The organism is Methylocaldum sp. GT1BB, from assembly GCF_051027545.1.
GTDB lineage: Bacteria > Pseudomonadota > Gammaproteobacteria > Methylococcales > Methylococcaceae > Methylocaldum.
The window spans coordinates 101184-119494 of the sequence record NZ_CP194901.1 but is presented as its reverse complement, the minus strand read 5'-3'; the positions used below and the strand labels follow the sequence as shown (position 1 = coordinate 119494).

At 59.0% G+C, this 18311-nt stretch carries 23 protein-coding genes; 20 read left to right on the top strand and 3 right to left on the bottom strand.

Annotated elements, in window-relative coordinates; genetic code table 11:
* Nucleotides 1–41: 41 nt before the first annotated feature.
* Both ACR2TX_RS00585 and ACR2TX_RS00580 read left to right on the top strand, forming a co-directional pair.
* Nucleotides 42–248 carry a hypothetical protein gene (locus ACR2TX_RS00585; RefSeq protein WP_086132960.1) on the top strand — a complete coding sequence of 69 codons (207 nt, stop codon included), beginning with the start codon at nt 42–44 and terminating at the stop codon, nt 246–248.
* Nucleotides 249–317: 69 nt separating this feature from the next.
* Nucleotides 318–473, top strand: a complete 156-nt coding sequence (locus ACR2TX_RS00580) for a type II toxin-antitoxin system RelE/ParE family toxin (protein ID WP_168183698.1) — start codon at nt 318–320, stop codon at nt 471–473.
* A gap of 170 nt (nt 474–643) precedes the next feature.
* On the opposite strand, the gene ACR2TX_RS00575 is transcribed toward ACR2TX_RS00580, so the two are convergent.
* On the bottom strand, nt 644–2467 hold the full coding sequence (locus tag ACR2TX_RS00575; RefSeq protein WP_086132959.1) for a hypothetical protein: 1824 nt from the start codon (nt 2465–2467) through the stop codon (nt 644–646).
* Nucleotides 2468–2863: 396 nt separating this feature from the next.
* On the opposite strand from ACR2TX_RS00575, the gene ACR2TX_RS00570 reads away from it, so the two are divergent.
* The 12 genes from ACR2TX_RS00570 to ACR2TX_RS00515 all read left to right on the top strand — a co-directional run bounded on the left by ACR2TX_RS00570 (nt 2864) and on the right by ACR2TX_RS00515 (nt 10898).
* The gene (locus ACR2TX_RS00570; RefSeq protein WP_139840976.1) at nt 2864–3121 is read left to right on the top strand and encodes a hypothetical protein; all 258 of its coding nucleotides are present in this window, start codon (nt 2864–2866) and stop codon (nt 3119–3121) included.
* A gap of 344 nt (nt 3122–3465) precedes the next feature.
* Nucleotides 3466–4329, top strand: coding sequence for a ParA family protein (locus ACR2TX_RS00565; RefSeq protein WP_086132957.1), 864 nt, complete (start codon nt 3466–3468; stop codon nt 4327–4329).
* Nucleotides 4330–4331: 2 nt separating this feature from the next.
* On the top strand, nt 4332–5330 hold the full coding sequence (locus ACR2TX_RS00560; RefSeq protein WP_086132956.1) for a ParB/RepB/Spo0J family partition protein: 999 nt from the start codon (nt 4332–4334) through the stop codon (nt 5328–5330).
* The gene (locus tag ACR2TX_RS00555) at nt 5331–5684 is read left to right on the top strand and encodes a hypothetical protein (RefSeq protein WP_086132955.1); all 354 of its coding nucleotides are present in this window, start codon (nt 5331–5333) and stop codon (nt 5682–5684) included. It begins immediately after the preceding gene.
* A 280-nt stretch (nt 5685–5964) separates the two neighbouring features.
* Nucleotides 5965–6528, top strand: a complete 564-nt coding sequence (locus tag ACR2TX_RS00550) for a single-stranded DNA-binding protein (protein WP_086132971.1) — start codon at nt 5965–5967, stop codon at nt 6526–6528.
* A gap of 107 nt (nt 6529–6635) precedes the next feature.
* On the top strand, nt 6636–7643 hold the full coding sequence (gene bet, locus ACR2TX_RS00545) for a phage recombination protein Bet (RefSeq protein WP_086132954.1): 1008 nt from the start codon (nt 6636–6638) through the stop codon (nt 7641–7643).
* Between the two features lie 73 nt (nt 7644–7716).
* Nucleotides 7717–8067 (top strand): hypothetical protein, encoded by a 351-nt coding sequence (locus ACR2TX_RS00540; RefSeq protein ID WP_086132953.1) that lies wholly within the window; start codon nt 7717–7719, stop codon nt 8065–8067.
* Nucleotides 8064–9062 (top strand): lambda-exonuclease family protein, encoded by a 999-nt coding sequence (locus ACR2TX_RS00535; protein ID WP_086132952.1) that lies wholly within the window; start codon nt 8064–8066, stop codon nt 9060–9062. Before ACR2TX_RS00540 ends, ACR2TX_RS00535 begins: the two co-directional genes overlap by 4 nt.
* 158 nt (nt 9063–9220) lie before the next feature.
* Entirely contained in the window at nt 9221–9583 is a 363-nt protein-coding gene (locus ACR2TX_RS00530) for a hypothetical protein (protein ID WP_086132951.1), read from the top strand.
* A 324-nt stretch (nt 9584–9907) separates the two neighbouring features.
* Nucleotides 9908–10039, top strand: a complete 132-nt coding sequence (locus tag ACR2TX_RS00525; RefSeq protein ID WP_280860329.1) for a hypothetical protein — start codon at nt 9908–9910, stop codon at nt 10037–10039.
* Nucleotides 10040–10171: 132 nt separating this feature from the next.
* Nucleotides 10172–10372 carry a hypothetical protein gene (locus tag ACR2TX_RS00520; protein WP_086132950.1) on the top strand — a complete coding sequence of 67 codons (201 nt, stop codon included), beginning with the start codon at nt 10172–10174 and terminating at the stop codon, nt 10370–10372.
* A gap of 238 nt (nt 10373–10610) precedes the next feature.
* Nucleotides 10611–10898, top strand: a complete 288-nt coding sequence (locus tag ACR2TX_RS00515) for a hypothetical protein (protein WP_086132949.1) — start codon at nt 10611–10613, stop codon at nt 10896–10898.
* Here ACR2TX_RS00515 and ACR2TX_RS00510 read toward each other — a convergent pair.
* Nucleotides 10869–11078, bottom strand: a complete 210-nt coding sequence (locus ACR2TX_RS00510) for a hypothetical protein (RefSeq protein ID WP_086132948.1) — start codon at nt 11076–11078, stop codon at nt 10869–10871. The genes ACR2TX_RS00515 and ACR2TX_RS00510 overlap by 30 nt on opposite strands.
* A 136-nt stretch (nt 11079–11214) precedes the next feature.
* On the opposite strand from ACR2TX_RS00510, the gene ACR2TX_RS00505 reads away from it, so the two are divergent.
* The 6 genes from ACR2TX_RS00505 to ACR2TX_RS00480 all read left to right on the top strand — a co-directional run bounded on the left by ACR2TX_RS00505 (nt 11215) and on the right by ACR2TX_RS00480 (nt 16587).
* Nucleotides 11215–12159, top strand: a complete 945-nt coding sequence (locus tag ACR2TX_RS00505) for an AAA family ATPase (RefSeq protein WP_086132947.1) — start codon at nt 11215–11217, stop codon at nt 12157–12159.
* Nucleotides 12160–12161: 2 nt separating this feature from the next.
* Complete coding sequence (locus ACR2TX_RS00500) at nt 12162–12908, top strand: hypothetical protein (RefSeq protein ID WP_434129783.1); 747 nt, start codon at nt 12162–12164, stop codon at nt 12906–12908.
* Between the two features lie 85 nt (nt 12909–12993).
* Entirely contained in the window at nt 12994–13230 is a 237-nt protein-coding gene (locus ACR2TX_RS00495; RefSeq protein WP_086132945.1) for a hypothetical protein, read from the top strand.
* Between the two features lie 212 nt (nt 13231–13442).
* Nucleotides 13443–14510, top strand: a complete 1068-nt coding sequence (locus tag ACR2TX_RS00490) for a DUF3150 domain-containing protein (RefSeq protein ID WP_086132944.1) — start codon at nt 13443–13445, stop codon at nt 14508–14510.
* Nucleotides 14511–14524: 14 nt separating this feature from the next.
* A complete protein-coding gene (locus ACR2TX_RS00485; protein WP_086132943.1) occupies nt 14525–14752 on the top strand; it encodes a hypothetical protein in 228 nt (75 codons plus the stop codon).
* Nucleotides 14753–14832: 80 nt separating this feature from the next.
* Nucleotides 14833–16587 carry a hypothetical protein gene (locus ACR2TX_RS00480; RefSeq protein ID WP_086132942.1) on the top strand — a complete coding sequence of 585 codons (1755 nt, stop codon included), beginning with the start codon at nt 14833–14835 and terminating at the stop codon, nt 16585–16587.
* Between the two features lie 672 nt (nt 16588–17259).
* Here the strand turns inward: ACR2TX_RS00480 and ACR2TX_RS00475 are convergent.
* Nucleotides 17260–17799, bottom strand: a complete 540-nt coding sequence (locus tag ACR2TX_RS00475; RefSeq protein WP_086132940.1) for a hypothetical protein — start codon at nt 17797–17799, stop codon at nt 17260–17262.
* Nucleotides 17800–18311: the final 512 nt, after the last annotated feature.

The window sequence follows — 18311 nt, the reverse complement described above, 5'->3', positions numbered from 1 at the left end:
CCGTTCCGAAACCCACCCCGTGAGAGAGATACGACGAACCGATGAAAAGCATTGCCCAAGCAGCGCTGGAACTGAAACGATCCCGGCGCTATCGGCGCGCCCTCTGCGATGAAAGACGGATCGTGGGCGCTGAGAAAATCAATGGTACGTGGGTTTTGCCGGACGAGGTGATCATTCTGCCGCCCCAGTCCAAATGGCGGAGCGAAAATCGGACCCGGTCATTCAAGAAATCATCGAGCCGTTTTTAGAACTCAATGTGCTCTGTTACTGTTCGAGAACGTTATTTCAAAACCCTATTACTGCTGGAACAGAATCCCATGCATCCGTCCTTGCGTCTGCATCCCCTGCAAAGACGGTTGGCGGGCTTGTATTCCGTTTCGATTTCTATGCAATACCGCATCACTCTGGAGCTGGAGATTAGGGAGCGGGAAATCGTTTTCGTCAATGTCGGCAGCCACGGAGAGGTGTATTGAAGTAGATAACCTGCGACTTCAGTCGCGGGTAATTGGCAGCAGAAAGGGCCGTCCGATTGCCCGGCGGCCCTCTTGCAATCCATTCCGCATCCCAGCGATACGCCCGTCCTAGGCGATTTCCCTCTCCGCAAGCTGTTCCCCCTGCTGCGCGCAGCAGGGGGCGCTCCGGCTCAGTCGAGGGGCATCAAATAGTTCACGATCACCTGCTGCAGGAAGCCGCACTGCTGGTTGGCCTGCTGCACGTTCGGGTTCGACGTGTTCAGGTGCAGGTTGCCGTAGGCGTCCGTCCACCCGGCATCTACCTGCCAGCCGTCACCGTAGTCGAAGATCGTGGCGGTGACGATGTTTCCGCCCGACGAATAGCTCCACTGCTGGGCGTAACCGCCGCCGTTCTCCGTCCACCCGCTGCCGATCTCGTACGTGGTCATCAGCCACGAGTTATAGACGGTCGATTTGCTGAACGCGCCGGTGTAGCCCTGAGTATTGCCGAACCCGTCGCTTGAAAACAGGGCGTAGCAGAGGTCGCTGGGCGGGTACTCGGGAATGTCACTGGCGGCCTGGAGCCAGAACTCCGTGGCGGTCACGTACTCGCCGCGCAAGTGGCCGGGCTCCTGCACAAAGTCGGTGAACCAGACCGAAAGCTCATCGTCGGCCGATGCGATGTATTCGGCGCATTTGCCGGTCGGGGAGGTGACCTCGGCGATGGAGCCGCGCCACCATTGCTTGGTCGCGGGCGCGTTCTGGTAGGTGCGGCGCTGGATGGTGTAGAGCTGTCCGGTGATCGCGACTTGAAGGTTCAGGTTGAGCTGACTGGTGATCTGGTCGCCCATCTGGGTCCAGTATTCGTCGCCGTTAACTACGTCATCGGAGGCGTTGGCGAGCATGCCGAGCTGGGTCGTCTGCCCGCTGATCGGGCTGGTATAAACCTGCTCCCAGACCTGCTGCAGCGTCCCGTTCGTCTTGCTGTTCATGAGCGTGTCGTGGAGCGTGGACACGTAGGTGGCCGTCGCATCGGACGCCGCGCTGAGCATGGACTGATACGTTTCGAGCGTGGTCGGACCGCTGCCTCCTTTCGCATTGGCCGCGTCCTGCGCAGCGGTCATGGCGGTGCTGATCAGCGCCCCCACCGCGCCGCCGACGTCCGGGATCAGGTTCGCGGCGATCTGCACCGCGCCGAAGATGCAATCCGTCAGGATCTGGAGGCCGGGGTCTACGATGGGCGCCTCGTTGAAGGTGTCGTAGATGCCCGAGAAGTCCGCCAGCGCGTCGGCGGTCGAGACCTGGATCGTATTGAGCGTCTTGTTGAGCACTTTGAGCACCCTGTCGGCGTTAGCGTCGGTCGCCGCCGGGAGGGGGCCGTAATCGTATGCCGACAGCCCCATGATCCCGCGCGACGTCGTCCACTCCCAGGTCGGCCAGCCGGCGCCGAAGCCCTTCAACCTAGCTACCCGCATGACGGCATTGGCCCACACCGCCGGGTCCTGGAGGTTGCACAGCTTGCGCGGCTGGGCGAGCGACTGGAAGAGCAGTGCGTTGTCGGCGTCGTAGAACGTGATCGCCGGATAGCCGGCGCCGAATGCCAGCGCGGTGACGTTCGTGCCGTCGGACTGGAACGTGGGGATGGCCATCTGGTACCCCTGAGCCTTGGCCCAGCGCATGACCGCTTGCCCCCACCCGGCGACGTCCGTGGGATCGAACGACTGCAGGTCGGAGATCGGGATCGTCACGAGCGAAAGATCGGCGTGGTTCGAGAGAAGAATCACGCCCCAGGTCCCGTTGCCCACCTCCCAGGTGGGGATCGCGCCGGCGTAGCCCTGGGACTGTGCCCACGACATCACGGTCATCACGGCGTACCGCGCCATCGGCAGCGACGGATCGGGCGCATAGGGCTGTAACGTGGTCGTCGGGACGTCCTGCCACTGGAGCAACTGCACGGGCATCGGGGGAGCGGGGGCGTCGAGCATGGAGCGGGCAGGGTTAACGGTGGCGTTCATCGCGTTAGGTTCCTCTTTTACTGGTTATGGACCATCGTGGCGATCACGGCTGGTCGGGGACCCAAGGGAAGAAAGAATAGGAAATTCAATGGGTATGTCACCCATTCGAAAAAAGATAGAAGACAAAATTGAAGTTTCAATGGGCATGCCGCCCGTTCGGCTCGGAGGGATGCTCCCTGTGTCCAAGAGGAACCTTTGACGGTCCGTAGACTTGGATTTCGAAAAGTTCACAATTCTCGCGACAAGGAAGCCCGCGATTTCAATCGCGGGAAGAATTGCCGCACGCCAAAGGTTTCTTGAGTTATAGACGTAATACCTCAGCCTCGATACCGTGTTCTCACGGATGGCCTCGGTTGGATCGCGGTTATTCTTGGTGCGGCGATTGTCGTCGTGGTCATGTACAAAGCAAGGCTTGCTTTTGGGTTGCCACTTGGAGCTGGGCCACTGAAAGAACGGCGCGTCCAATTCTTAATGTGGATCGGAACCTCGCTCCTTTCGATTCCTATTGTTTTCTATTTCTCGATGGTCTTGATTGGGGGAATATTCGGAATAGCGCTGGTGATCTTCGGCAAGATGACGCCGGCTGAAGCACTGGCATATGCTTTTGCTTTTCACGGCAGGTATCCATCGCGGTGGCGGCAAGAAGGTGCATAACACAGCGCTACACCACTTTCGAGGAACTGAAGGTAGTTGCCGCGCGGAAGTAACTGAACAAAGAGCAAAACACTCTTTTGCCAAACAAAGAAGTAATACAGTATAACGAAATTCTGTAAAGTCACTTTACAAAAATAATTCCTTCACCCGCAAGCCGAATGTCATACGGTGATGATCTCACAACCAGGAGCTGCCGATCCTTGATCGCCTCACCCTGCGGCAAGTGTGGTGGCGAGGCCTTTGCCGCAATCCACGCCGTTCATATTTGCCAAACAAAAAAGTAATACGGTATAACGAAATTCTGTAAAGTCACTTTACAAAAATCATTCCTCACGGGAGGCATCATGCGCGTGCTCGCGATCGTTCAAAACAAGGGGGGCGTGGGCAAAACGACGGTAGCTCGTATTCTCACCGAGTATTTTGGCATGCAGGGTATTCGCGTTCTCGGAATCGATCTGGACCCACAATGCAACTTTTCCCGTCGTTTTCTAACGATGCAATTAGACCCGACCGATCCAGACGGTGTCATCCCCCCACTTCACCCCGACTACGACGAAAAAGAGGATCCTCAGTGGAGCGGACGCAGTGCGAGTGCCGACATATTCTATGAAGGCATGGTAGTCCCTTACGGCACGCGTTACGCGTCAGTCGATGTACTCCCAGGTCATGGTTCGCGACTGCGTACGGTTGAGCTAGTTCGGGCGGAAGAAGTCGTGACTCAGGTCCATGATCGACTTCGCCAATTTCTTTATCGTGACGATGTCCAATACTCATATGATCTGGTGATCCTTGATACATCGCCTTCGAAAGGACCCCTGACAGTAAGTGCAGTTCGGGCGGCCACTCACCTTTTGATTCCGACGACAATGGAACCTCAGCCAATTGAAGGTTTGTACGGCATGCTTCAGCTGTGGCGACGCGAACAGGCTAAACGAAAACCATCGGAAGCCCTCGCTATCTTAGGCATCCTTCCGAATATGTTTCGAAAGGGAGTCGCACTACACGAAGGACTTTTGGCGAGTCTACAAAACGACCAAGCGATCTCGCCGTTTCTTACGCCGTTTCATTTGGGCCAACGCATCGCATTTGCAGAGTCTGATCACGCCGATGCGGCACCGCCATCGGTATTCGAGCTATCTGCGAAAGACCCGGCGAGGAAGGAGGCCGACGAGTTAGGCCGGTACATCAAACACCATCTGGGGATATAGCAGTGACAACGAAGAAAAAGCGTTTCGGTACGCTGTCCGTCGTAGGCCAAGGTATATCTTCCGTCCTACGTAGCATGGACAGTGCAACCGACGGACTCAACATCGAACAACTCCCGCTTGACCGGATTGATCCCGATCCTGACAACCCAAGGAAACTTGGCCTGAATCGCGAAACATTCGCGCTTTATGCCAACGGACATCCCGTACCCGACACACTACAAATGACTTGGAATGCTTTGCAGGAGCTTGCAGTCAGCATCAAACAAATAGGTGTTCAACAAGCAATCAAGTGTTATAGGTACGGAGACCGGTTCCGCATCGCTTTTGGCGAACGCAGATTCTACGCCACCATACTTGCCGGACGTGAGACCATACCGGCCTGGATATTGGATGAAAAACCTAGATTGCTGAGGCGAATTCAATATGCCGAGAATGTCCTTCGAGAGGATCTAACGCCGTGGGAGCGTGTTTCCAATGTTATGGCGTTGATCGAGGAATACAAGAGAGAAGAAGGAAAAGACCTCACGTCGCGGGCATTGGCAGAGCTGCTGGGAATATCCCATACACAGGCCAACTCCTATTTGTCTATTATTCGTGGCCCAGCAGACGTTCAACAGTGGCTCAAAACCGGAACGGTCACCGCCATAGAAACAGCCGCGAATCTTGCTCGCATCGAAAACCCTCAAAAGCGTGATACGGCCGTTAACGCATTAAAGCAAGGGCGTGATCCAAAAGAGATCTTCGATTCTTTAAAGGGCAAGCCGTCTGACGAAAGGCATAGCGATACTCATGACAGCCATGATCACTTGCTTGTCTCGGCACGAGGGCGCCCCAAGACACATGTCTATCTTGGCCGGACTAATAACACGAATGTCGTCCGCAAATTAATCGCCGGTGTGCTCGGGGAAGCGGCCGTTCCCGATATCGATTGGACTGATCTTGGAGCTGTGTCGCGTCTATGGGCATCTTTTCTTGATTCGCTCGAAAAAGGTACTGACTGAATGCGGAAAGTTAGTTACCGGTTGCCGGCTCCTTTACTGGACCAAGTTAAGCATTCCGCACTCATTGTGTATGGCCCCAAGGGAAAGAGCAGATGGATCTGTGAGGCTATTAGAGAGCTAGTTGATGCCGATCCAGGATTGACCAAGGTCGGTCTCAGCGAAGCCTTGAGCGACAACGACGCTCTGGACATCGTTAATTTCGACGAGACGACCTGGGCTCTGTTTGAACAAGCCTGTCTTGTTGTCAGACGACAAGACCCGCTTTTCGAAGGAGTTCGTTCGGCGGTTATTCGTGCGGCCATTCGCCACCGTATCGGTAATCGAGTAGTGGAACGCTTGACGATCGATCAATAACGAGATATGAATTAAACTCGAATTTACAGTTCTGGTTTTCAGCAGAACGTTCTGCCTCGACGGTTCGCCGTTGAGGAAGACCTAGCTGGGGTCTCAAATAAAACAGCCCAGTACCAGCCGCGCGGGCCATCCCGCCAGGCTATCCAAAACCCTGTCCAGGGGGACACATACCCCTGCAGGGATTCCCATGTGCTTCCCTTTGGACGTGTCCGCCGGCGTTCCGCGCACCCCGGCTTTTCAACCTGTTCATGTCCCGCGCGCGGCGGAGGGAGCACTCATCATGTTGAATAAGGCACAACTCATCGGCCGTCTCGGTCGAGATCCCGAAGTCCGCTACACCGGCGAGGGCACGGCTATCGCGAATCTCGCGATCGCCACGTCAGAAGTCTACAAGGACAAGGAAACCGGAGAACGCAAGGAAAATACCGAATGGCACCGGGTCGTTCTATTCGGACGGCTGGGTGAAATTGCTGCCGAATATCTCAAGAAGGGTTCGCTCATCTATCTCGAAGGGCGCTTGCAGACTCGCAAGTGGCAAAAGGACGGACTGGACCAGTACACGACCGAGATCGTGGGACAGGAGCTGAAGATGCTCAGTCCCAAGAACGGTGGCGGAGAGCAGGTTCACGGTCATCCGGCGCAATCCGGCCATCGATCGGCCAAAAACGCTCCCGCCCCATCACCGCGTGGCGGCAGTAGTTCTAGGACACAGACGGGTTCAGCGTTCGACGATCTAAACGATTTCGATGACGACATCCCATTCGTCTCGGCGTTCGCCGTCGCTACCCGGCCGGCTCGCAAGATCGGACTCGTGACCTTCATCGAGAATCCGATCCTCCGTTAAGAACGGCCGGCGACCGAGCCGATTCGATCGATCACATTCCCATCTGGGGACACTTTGGTTCCCGATGGGGGCATGGTGTCCCCTATAACATCACAAGGAGATCAACCATGTCAGAAGCACATACGCACGCCCGGCTGCCGATGCCGGTGGAAGCCACTCAGGCGCACGGTTTGACCGTGCAAACCTGGAAACTTCTCACGGATGTCCTGTTCCCGACCGCCAAGACCCCGGCCGCCATCCTCATGGCACTGGACTATTGCAAGGCGAGGGGAATGGACGTGTTCAAGAGACCGGTCCACGTGGTACCGATGTGGAACGCCGCCCTGGGCCGCGAAGTCGAGACGGTCTGGCCCTCGATCCAGGAGATCCAGACCACGGCCTCACGGACCAATGCCTGGGCCGGCATGGACCCGCCGAAATGGGGACCGGACCGGACGCACACCTTTAGCGGACGGGCGAAAAACTCGGACGGTAAATGGGAGGAGGTCGAGGCTACGGTGACTTTCCCTGAATGGTGCGAGGTGACGGTCTACCGGATCGTGGCCGGTAAGCGCTGTGCCTTCACCGAGCCGGTCTACTGGCTCGAAGCCTACTCACGCGCGGGCGGGAAGAACTCGGAAGTGCCGACCAGCATGTGGATCAAGCGGCCCCGCGGACAGCTGCACAAGTGCGCCAAGGCCGCCTCGCTGCGCGCAGCCTTTCCCGAAGAATGCGGCGACTACGCCGCCGAGGAAATGGAAGGCAAGGTGATCGACGATCCGGCGGCGGCTCCCGTCATCGAAGGGACGGCTACCCGGATCGAAGAGGACCCTGGCGAGACGGAGCCGCCGGCCGGGCAACCAGACGCGATCGATCCTTCGCAGATCAGTGACAAAGTCAAGCGAAAGACAGAGGCGCTGATCACCCGAGCCCGCGAGGCCGGGGCATGGCAGGCCGCTTCGGACTGGGCCAATGAGCACTACGGCGGTAGCGAGCTGACCTACGTTCTGACCGAGCTGAAGAAGGCCAGCCAGAACGGCGCAACACCACCGGTGCCGGACGGAACGCCACACGCCGCGTTCCGGCAAGCTCGCGAGTCCCTTGGAACGACGGGCCGCGCGCGTCGAACGGCTTAATTTTCTATTAACCCCAGATCGGGGCGTCATGCCCCGCCCGGGAGTCATGGCGCCCTTTTCATTGGAGGATGCCATGACAAAGGAAACCCTTAAATCACCCAACCAGCTCCCGCTCCACACGGACTGGGACCGTTACGAAACCCCGGCCGTCGTGCGCAAGCATGGGCGGCAGTTCCTGGAGCGTATCTGGATACAATCGGAGGGCGAATCTGCCTCGACGAGTTTCGAGCAGATCGCCCAAGCCTACGGCGCTCGGCTCTATGAGACCGACGACGCGACGCTTCTGTTTTTCGACGATGCGGAGCAGGCCGCGGCTTGCGCCCGCCGGTTGCGGAAGACGAGCAACGTTCTATCGATTGCCGCCCAACTCAGCGTGCAAAGAGATCGAGTCGACGCGCCCGTTCGCGGCTGGAGGTCGGCATGAAGATCGTGGATCTGGCGCAACGGAGCCCTGAATGGCATGCCTGGCGCCGCGCCGGGGTCACGGCCTCGGACGCGACCGTCTTGTTGGGATCGCCCTACAAGACGCCTTGGCGACTGTGGGCCGAAAAGACCGGCCGGCTCCTTGAACAGGACCTGTCCGGCAATCCCAACGTCCAGCGCGGCATTCGGGAAGAACCGGAAGCGCGGCGTCGCTACGAGGCGCGACATGATGTCCTTTTGCTCCCGGTTTGTGCCGAATCGACGGAAGAACCGATCGTACGGGCCAGCTTCGACGGTCTGACCGACGGCGGTCGGCCGGTCGAACTCAAAGCGCCTACGGAAGACAACTTCCGTGACGCGGTGGCGAACGGCGTCCAGTCGGTGCTTTACCAGCTCTACTACCCGCAGGTTCAAGCCCAGATTTACGTGTCGGAATCCGATCTCGGGTACCTGACACTCCAATGCGACGATGCCTTTCTCGATCTTGAAGTGCCCCGGGACGAGGACTGTATCGCCCGGCTGGTGGAGGCCGCCCGGCGCTTTTGGGAGTGCGTCCGAACCGGCACGGAGCCACCATTGGATCCGATGCGCGATCTGTACATCCCGAGCGGGCCCGACCTGGAGGCGTGGTTTCGCCTGGCCGCCGACTACCGGCAGTTGAACGAGAAATTGGCCAGTTATGCGGCGGAAACCAAGGCGATCGAAAAAGCGCTGGCCGAGCTGCAGCGGCAATTGGTCGAGATGATGGGGGAGTTCGCGTTCGCCGAGTCATCGGGTATTCGGATCAGCCGCTGTCTCCAACAAGGCGCCATCGACTACAAGGCGGCCGTGACGGAGTTTCTGCCTAATCTGACCGAGAACGATCTGAAGCGATTCCGAAGAAAACCCTCTGAGCGCGTTCGGATCACCGTCAGGGCGGAAGACGACAAGCGAACCGAAGTGCCGTTCGAGCCGGAAGCCTTGAAAAAGGCGGCCGAGGTCGATGCCTGGTTCTGATGTCGATAGTCCTTAATTAACCCTAATCAAAGGGGCGTATTCATCATCCAAAGGTTGTGATGCGCCCCCTTTGAGTTGGAGGCTCTTCGGATTTTGGTGTGTGGAGCCTTAAATCAGAGGCATAACAACTCTTTCATAAAACGGATCATGGTGTGTTTATGAGCGAGAAGCTAACAGAAGACCAATTGCAGACATTGAGACATATGCTTGGTATTGATGATCCCTCCTTGCGCGATCCGAAGCCATATCGCGACTACTATTGCGCAAACCGTAGAGACCAACACCTGCAGAAAATGGCCCAGATTGGCGTGGTGCGGTTGTATAGCCAGCAAGGCGGCTACGATTGGTACTGTACAACCGAGAAAGGTCGAGCGGCTGCGATTGAAAGTCATAGACGAATTCGCTACCCCCGCAGGAAACGGGTGTATCTGAAATACCTGGATATCAGAGACATCACCGGTTGCACATTCAAGCAATTCCTAACAGAGCCGGAGTATGCGGAGTGCCGACGTACGGCATAACATCCAGCCCCACATCACCGTAGGCTCACTGGAATAAAAACATTCGCCCCAACCTCGGTTGGGGCTTTTCCCCTGTCCTTGCCTCAGCGAGGTCAGCGGAAAAGCCGATTCGTTCAGACGCTCGTTTCCGCGAGCGTTGACCCCTGCCTTTGGGCAGGCGTTCCGCCTCCAGGCGGCGGGGAAGTCAATCTTCTCCGCGCCGGGTGCGTCAAGCCCGGTAATTCAACCGCTGCGGACTGACAACGCCGCAGTTTTTCATCAACCCCCAAGGGGCGCTATGCCCGGAGGGGGCGTGGCACCTCTTGGATGTATTGGGAGGTTGCCATGACCCGAGAAATGATCAGCAGTTTGATTGGTTTCCTGATGCTTCTCGCGACGGGACTGTCGCTGCCACCAGAGACCGAGGACCGGTTCTGGATGTTCGTGCGGACGTCCATAAACGTCCTGGCGAACTGATTGTTCGAAACGCCGACCTGATGCAGTTGCACCAAGCCGCGCTTGCAACGTGCTGTTTGACCACCCGCCCAGGGGAGATAGTGCCCCTGATGGGGGACGTGTCTCCCCTGATTTTTTAGAAGGAGGCACGACATGAAAGAAGTGTTCAAGATTATTCGACGCTTTTGCTTGAATGCTACAGACCACGAGTTGATCGAAAAACTCGATGCGATCGATGCGGTTTTGGACAGCTCCGACGAGGATCTCAGAACAGGTTTTATTCGGGTGGCGGACCTTCTCCGCGAAGAACTCCATGCGCGCCGCAAGGCCGCCCGTCTGAGTCGCAAAGGATAAGCCGTAAGCGCGCCTTCGGCTCTAAGGCAGCAAGTGTTTGCCCAAGCAGCCGCATATCGTTCCTATGAAAGGCTTCGATAGCAACCTGCTCCAGTGACTCTCGTTGCCCATCGATTACTGTCAAATCAACCATCTGATTCTCCTCCAACGAGGCAAGTAAGTTTTTGCAACCCACTCAGGGGAGATTCTGCCCCTGGGGGGACATGTCTCCCCTGATTTTTTCAGCAGGAGACACATCATGAAACGAAGCGACACCCGTTTTTCAAGAATGGCCGCCCGTATCGCCGCCGAGGATCAGATCCTCGAGATGGCGACGCTCAAACCCGCCACGGTCGCGGGTGTGCTGGTGCAGCAGCCGGATGTTTTCCGGGAACTGAACGACGACCTGGCCAGGACCATCGTCTTGTCCTTGCTCGACCGCGGCCAAGCCGAAACGCTCCGCCAACTTTTGGGGCTCAAGGCGATCGGCCGCCGCAAGTCCGCCCTGCTCGCCGAGCTACTCCTTAGGGATGCGTTCCGCGAGTAGCACGGCTTGCAGCAAACGGGACGCCGGACCCTCGTCCTCGTCCCGCCACGCCGATGCCGTCTTTTCCAGCGCGGCATTGTGCTCCTCGACTGTCTGGGGCGGCTTCAGGACGCCGGTCATGGCCCGAAAGGCCTTGAGCTCGTCTTGCGTCAGTCTGAGGTGATTGCCCAATTTGATCATGGATCGCTCCGGGTACGGTGTTCCATCGCGTCATCGTACCGCAGCGTCTATGTTTAGCAACCCCGAAGGGGAGGTTCATGTCCCCTTGGGGATCATGCGCCTCCCCGCCGGGTGAAATCCTGAAATAGGAGGAACGATGTACCAAGCCTTTTCCATTGCCGACACCTTCGGCATCCAGGCTCCGGCCAAGCTGACCGTCGAAGGCTTCGCCGACGGCGGCCATCCCAAGATCCCGGTCAAACGGGAGTACGTGTTCCGCAGGGAACCGCTGCGGGATGTTTTGGCGTTCCTGAGCCAAACCCATGGCGACGGGCTCTATGTGACGGGTCCCACCGGGTCCGGCAAGACCTCGTTGGTCACGCAGATCGCCGCCCGGCTGAACTGGCCGGTGGACGCGGTCACTTGCCACGGCCGGTTGGAACTGAACGACCTGCTCGGCCAGTTCACACTGGTCAACGGCAACCTGCAGTTCGTGCATGGCCCCTTGGCCCAAGCCGTTCGCGACGGACACCTCTTGATCGTGAACGAGATCGATCTGATGGACCCGTCCGAACTGGCCGGGCTCAACGACGTCCTTGAGGGCCAACCCTTGGTGATTCCGCAGAACGGCGGCGAAGTGATTCGTCCGCACCCGAAGTTCCGCCTGATCGCCACCGGCAACAGCGCCGGCGGCGGGGATCAAAGCGGCGTCTACCAAGGCGTGCTGCGGCAGAACCTCGCTTTTCTGGACCGCTTCCGGTTGATTGAGATCGGCTATCCGGAACCGGAATTGGAAGACGCGGTTCTCGCAAAGACGGTGCCGGCCATCCCGGCCGTCATCCGGGACAAGATGATTCATGTTGCCAACGAGGTGCGAAAGCTCTTCGTCGGCAGTGAGGAGGGACCGGGAATGCTCAGCGTGACGATGTCCACACGCGGACTCATCCGCTGGGCGTCGCTAACGGTGGCATTCAAGGGCGCGCCTAATGCCCTGGAATACGCCTTGGACCGGGCCTTGACCTTGCGGGCCGAGCCCGAGCAACGGCTGGCGATCCATCGGATTGCCGCCGATGTTTTCGGGGATGATTGGCGGAGCACGTGACCGTGATGGAGACGTACGACTTGTACCGATTCACGTATCCGAACGGGGCCAGCAAGGACTGGGCGATCCGGCGCAATTCGGACGATACCATCACGACCCGTTGGGATCCCACCGGACCGACCCTGCCACAGATCAGCACCCGCCGTCGGGACAAAACGGCCCTGGAAAACGCCAAGCGGCGCAAGGGATACGTGCATGTCGGTCAGGTGCGGATCGATGATCAGGGCAAACTCCAGCCGGTCGAGATGGATGCCCAAGAGACGCCAGTGCCAGCCCCACCCGAGGTTCGGACCGAAGCGTTCTACTGGCGTATCAGAATCGACCGATCGGTGCCGCGAGCGCAATTGCTCGATTGGGGCCGAGCGGTGGCGAGTGCGGCAGACGATCTGGCTATGGCATTCCGACTCGATCGGAGCGACCACGCCGAATTCGAACCCGGGGTTATCGGCCACTGGCGAATTCCGGGGACCGGCGCTTCCGGGGCAGGCCAAATCGGGCTGGACCAAGGCGTTATGCCTGTGCTGGTTCTGATGAGCCTCAAGCAACGGGCGCCCGACGGCGTGATGGTTTCGATCGCGACCGAGGACGGTCTCGAAATCGGGACCGATCTCCGAACGGAAACCCCGGTGCTGGCCCAGTTCGGTACCGATCTGGAGAACGTCAGGCCCATGGCTGAAGCGCTGGGACTACTTCAGCCGCGCATCGATCTAGCGGAAATCATTCAGACGGATCAGGACCACTGGTTCTGATCTTTCTCGTAGCCCTTAAGGGGAGGCGATCCCCTTGGGTAGAGCCTCCCCTCTTTTTAAGTCGATGGCTCTTTTGGAGGACCGTATGAACCCTGAGATGCAGCAGTTTCAAGAGGAGCACGGCAAGCCGCTCACCTTCGGCATGGCCGTGGAAGTGAAGGAGAGCACGCCCTATGCGTGTGACTGGCGCGGCACGTTTCTGGTGACCGGCATCTATTGGGATCCGCGCAACCAGGAGATGAACATCACCATCGCCGGCGACTGGAATGATGGTGGCCATGACGGATGGAAGCCGTGCGACCTACGGCCTGTTGCCATCTAATTTCAGGCTCAGTGGCAGGTGAAAAGAGCGCTGCCACGAGTTGATGTTCCAGGCGATCGCGCCCGCCGTGAACGACCTTGGACGTCATGATCATCTCCGGTGGTGGCTGGATTCTTTCAGCTTACACCCGAGGACTATCCAATCAACCCCGAAGGGGCGCATCGATTCGCCCCTGAGGCAAGGTGCGTTCCTTCTCTTTTGGAGACTGCACCATGCAAGAGACCACGATGATTCTCGACCGCCTGCGGGTGGTTAAAATCGACGCCCATATTTGGGGTGGCCGCAAGAAACTCCACAAGGAGGATCTGATCCTGGCTCACGGCAGCGTGCTGCCGCCCGAGGATCTGGCCTCGCTGGGATCGAAGAAAATCGCTGATCCCACAGAGCTCGCGGTGTTCAACCGCCTCAAGAAGGAGGCCGAGCGGGTTTGCCTCAAGGTCGGTACGCGCTTTCTCGGCGGCTTTGCCATCCCGGAAGGCTCGCTCGACTCGATCCGGTCGGAATTGGAGCAGATTGCCGTGAGATTTCGGGAGGCCCGGGCTGAGTTCCTGGCTCGGTACGATCAAACTATCGACGCCTGGATCGCGCGACATCCCGGTTTCGAACAGGCGATCCGCCGCGCCGTGGATCCCGTCGAGGTCGTCGCCGCCGGGCTCCGGTTCGATTACATTATCTACCGGGTGTCACACCCGGAGTCGACGGAAACCGGAGGCGCAGCCGAGTCGTCGCTCGACCGCAAGGTCGGCTCGTTGAGCGAAACCCTGTTCCGGGAAATCGCCCAGGACGCCAACGACCTGGTCGAGAGCTCCCTGTTGGGACGCCAGGCGGTCACCCGCAAGGCCCTGAGTCCCTTCAAACGGATTCGGGACAAGCTCAATGGGCTGGCGTTCCTGGATCATCGGGTCCATCCGGTCGTCGCAACGCTTGATGATCTCCTGGCCCGCATACCAAAAACCGGCGCACTGGATGGGCCATACCTCAGCGAGATGATTGCGACCGCCCTGTTGCTGTCCGACCCCGACAAGATCAAGCGTCACGGGGAAGGGCTGACGCAGATACCGGAGCTGAGCCTTCCGATGAATCACGGGAGTGCTCCGGCTTCGGTTCCGGGTGAGGATCGCCCAGCCGAATCGGTATCTCCGGTCATCGACCACTTCAGTCTGTTCGATGATCTCGCGGAAGAGCTGGAACCGGACGCGTCCTCCTTTGAACCCGAGCCGCTGGATTCCGTTCCGGAGCCTTTGGTGACGACCGCCACGGCGGATGACTGCTGGTTCTAAATGAATGCACGGCAATGAGCATCATGAGAACCGTCAGGATCATCCACTGCGGTGTGCCTCCGGGTGGCTGGCAAACGGAATTCGGTGTTCAGGGGCCGGAAGGACTCTTTCACAAGTCACAAGGATTCGTGGACGGCAACACCCATGCCGCCGCTATTCGAGAGGCGCTTCGCTTTGGTCTGAGTCATTACTTCGATCAAAACGGGAACCGGATTGCGATTAAGGCGCCCCGTGAAGCGTAGCCATTGATCATCACCCCCAAGGGGCAAATCGCGCCCTTCGGGGTGGGATTTGCCTCCTTTTTAATGGAGGCAAAGAATTTATGAAAACGAATCGAAGCCTAAACAACGCGTTCCCCATCGTCGCTGCGGCGTTGGGCAACAAGCTGGGCGTCAAGGTCCGTGTGGGCGGCCAGGACGCCGAGACGGACGGTGACACCATCACTGTCCCGGCCTACGACGGCGACAATCCGGGCTACCGGGACGTCGCCTGGGGCTACCTTGCCCACGAGGCGGGCCATGTCCGTTATACGGCGTTCGACTACTTCGCGCAGGCGGCTTCGGTGCCGATTCGGAAGGCCATCCTCAATGTCCTTGAGGATGTTCGCATTGAAAGGCGGCTCGCCGAACGCTATCCGGGTACGCGCCTGACGATCGAGAAGACGGTCGGAAAGCTGATCGCCGAGGGCGGTTTCACGGTACCTCAGCCGGATACCCATCCGGCGGCGGTGTTGCAGGCCTTTCTGCTGTTCCACCTTCGGACACGGGAACTCGGACAAACAGCCCTGGCGGACCTGGCGGATGCGGCGGAGCGCCTGATCGAGGACCGTTTTCCGTCCGGCGCGGTGACCCGGCTTTTCGGGCTGTTGTCCGAGGTTCCGGCTCTGACCGGAACGCGGGAGTGCCTGAGCCTGACCGATCGCATCCTGCGCATGCTCCAGGACGAACTGGAGAAGGCAAATGAAGAGCAGCCGTCCGATTCAGGAGGCCAGAGCGGGCCAGGCGCCCCAACCGGAAACGCCCAGCCCAATCCTCGGCCGGCCGAATCGGACGATAGCGCCACGACTGACACCCCGAGTGGGCGTGCCGACGCTGCGCCAGAGATTGATCCGAATGCACCGGTCGATGGCGCCATTGCATCGCCGTCCTCGGACTCGCCAGACAGCACTACCGACGAGGCGGTCCACGTGCTGCGGGCGGTTCTATCTGCTGGAGCCGACGATGTGGGTCAGGATCTCTTCGAATGCGCTCGGGACATCTTGAGACTCACGGCGTCTCAAGCCGCGGACATTGACTTCCCGACGGCCGATGAGCCGCCGAGCCGACCGAAAGAGGGTCAGGGGCTCCTCGACAAAACGGTGAGGGAATCGAGCCGAATCCGGGCCACGTTGCAGGGCCTGGTGCAAGCGAGTCGTCTGAAACGACCCGTGGCGAAGGCCTCGGGCCGTAAGGTGGCGAGAAACCGCCTCTACCGGCTCTCCACTGGCGATGCGCGGGTGTTTGAACGGCGCTCGCCGCAGTCGGCGCCGAACACCGCCGTACATGTGCTTTTGGATCGTTCGCCTTCGATGCAAGGTACGGTGATCCACGAGCAGACCGTCGTGGGTCAAAGAATCGACCTGGCCTGGGACGCCTGCATGGCGTTGGCCCTGGCGCTGGAAGGCCTATCCGGCGTCAATCCGGCGGTCACGGCCTTTCCGGGATACGAGGGCCGTGCCGACAGCGTCTATCGAGTGATGGACCACGGGCAACGGGTTCGGCAACGTGCGCCTTATTTCGGTTTGGGAACCGACGGCGGCACGCCGCTGGCCCAAGGCCTCTGGTATGCCGCGAGCCGATTGCTGGCCTGCCGAGAACCCCGCAAGGTCATTCTGGCTTTGACCGACGGCGAGCCCGACTGCCTGGAAGCCACGCGGGATATTCTCGCCCGCTGTGCCGCGACCGGGATCAAGGTGGTGGGGATTGGCCTCGGAATCGAGGTTAGCCACCTCTTTGAATGTTCGATCTCGATCATGCAGCTCCATGAGCTTCGAGCCCGGTTGTTCGAGCTGTCGCGGGATCTCCTAATCGCCGCCTAAAATCCGTGCGCCGACTTCGCGTCGGCGCCTTTTCCCCTGATCTTGCAGACGGCGAGGTCAGCGGAAAAGCCGATTCGTTCAGACGCTCGTTTCGGCGAGCGCTGACTCCTGCCTTTGGCAGGCGTTCCGCCTCCGGGCGGCGGGGAAGTCAATCTTCTCCGAACCGGGTGCGTCAAGCCCGGTTATTCGACGGCTGCGAGCCCTTCGCAGTCATTCATCAACCCCACCGGGGCGTCATCGCCCCCAGGGGTTCATGGCGCTCCTTTTTTGTCAGAGGTGCGCTTATGAATTTTCTTTTCGGAGTGATTTTCCTGGGGCTGGCCATCCTGGCGATAAAAGCCGTGATGTCCGCGCTCCAAACGGTCGCCACCGGGCTTTGGACCCTGGCGACCGTTGTGGCTGAACGCCGGCCAAGACCGGTGCAACGCGAGGAGGCGCCGATTCTTCGGATGCCGATTCCCGATCGGAACTGGCAACAACTCTCTCGGGAGGTCCAGGACGCCATCCGTGCGCGGCGTCCCCGTGATCCGGGAGCCCGCCGACTCGCGCAACTCGAACTCGAGATCGAAATCGCGCGGTGCGAGATCGAGCTCGCGAAATTGAAGGCCGAAAAGGCCGCCATCAAGATGCGAACTCGAAAGCCCCGATCGGAGAACGGGCAGATGGATCTGTTCACTGCGGATCGTTCGACCGCGCAGGCACAACTTGAAGTGATGCGCGGCGTTTTAGGACGCGGCACCGGGCGGACGCGAGATCCGCTATCCGGCTCATTTCCGGATCCCAAGGCGCGAGCAGTCCCAAGGCATGGATCACTTCGTCCAGGAGCTGGACGAAGTGATCCCGGCCCCCATTGATCAGCTGCCAACCGTCGCGATCGGCGGATGGCGCTGAACTCGCACTCTCCTGGGAAGTGTCACCGCGCTCCAGGAGGTATGCTGCGGCAAGCGCCTTCTTTCGGGCCATCTCGGGCGCCAAACGCCGTAGCGCTGTCATGTTGGCGTGGAGGCGCCGGTCGGCGGAATTCTGGAGGTCGGGGTCCGATAAGTCGGCGAACTCGTCCTCCAACGCCGCGAGCGTGCGGAAGTAGTCATTACAGGTCTCGATTGTCTGACGTGCCTCGGCCGCCTGCTGATCGGGATCCCGAGGTTTCCTGGCGTTCAAGCTTGACTTGATTCGAAGGGCGGCCAACCGGCACTGGATTCGTTGAAACATCCAATTTCTCCACAAGGGGTCACATCCGAACGTTTAACAGAGAAACCTGGATTTGCAAGCGATCTTCGGGGAGCATACCCCTTGGGATGCTCCTCGTTCACATCAATTTCGGCATGAGGAGCAAAAACGTCATAGATACGGCCCGAGATTCTGCAGCTACGAACATGATCACTACGAAGCGAAAACCGAACGGTGACTACTGGTTATTCAAGGACAGTGTCAAAGTCGGGTACGTATTCAAGTGCAGAGGCCGCGGATTTGGGCTCTCACTGGACGGTATTTATTGGCGGGGAGAAGCACCTTCTCGAAAAGGAGGATGTACTTCGAAACGCTTTCTCAGGCTACGAGACGCACGGGCAGCTGCTGAAATCGTGCTGGAAAGAATAGCGCCCTAACGATCGTTCAACCCTTTAAAACCCTGCCCAGGGGAGCGTTACTCCCCTGTGGGGGATTGATGTCTCCTTTGGGCATCCATCATGCCCATCCCGCCGGGATTCTGAAGGCCTTCCGCG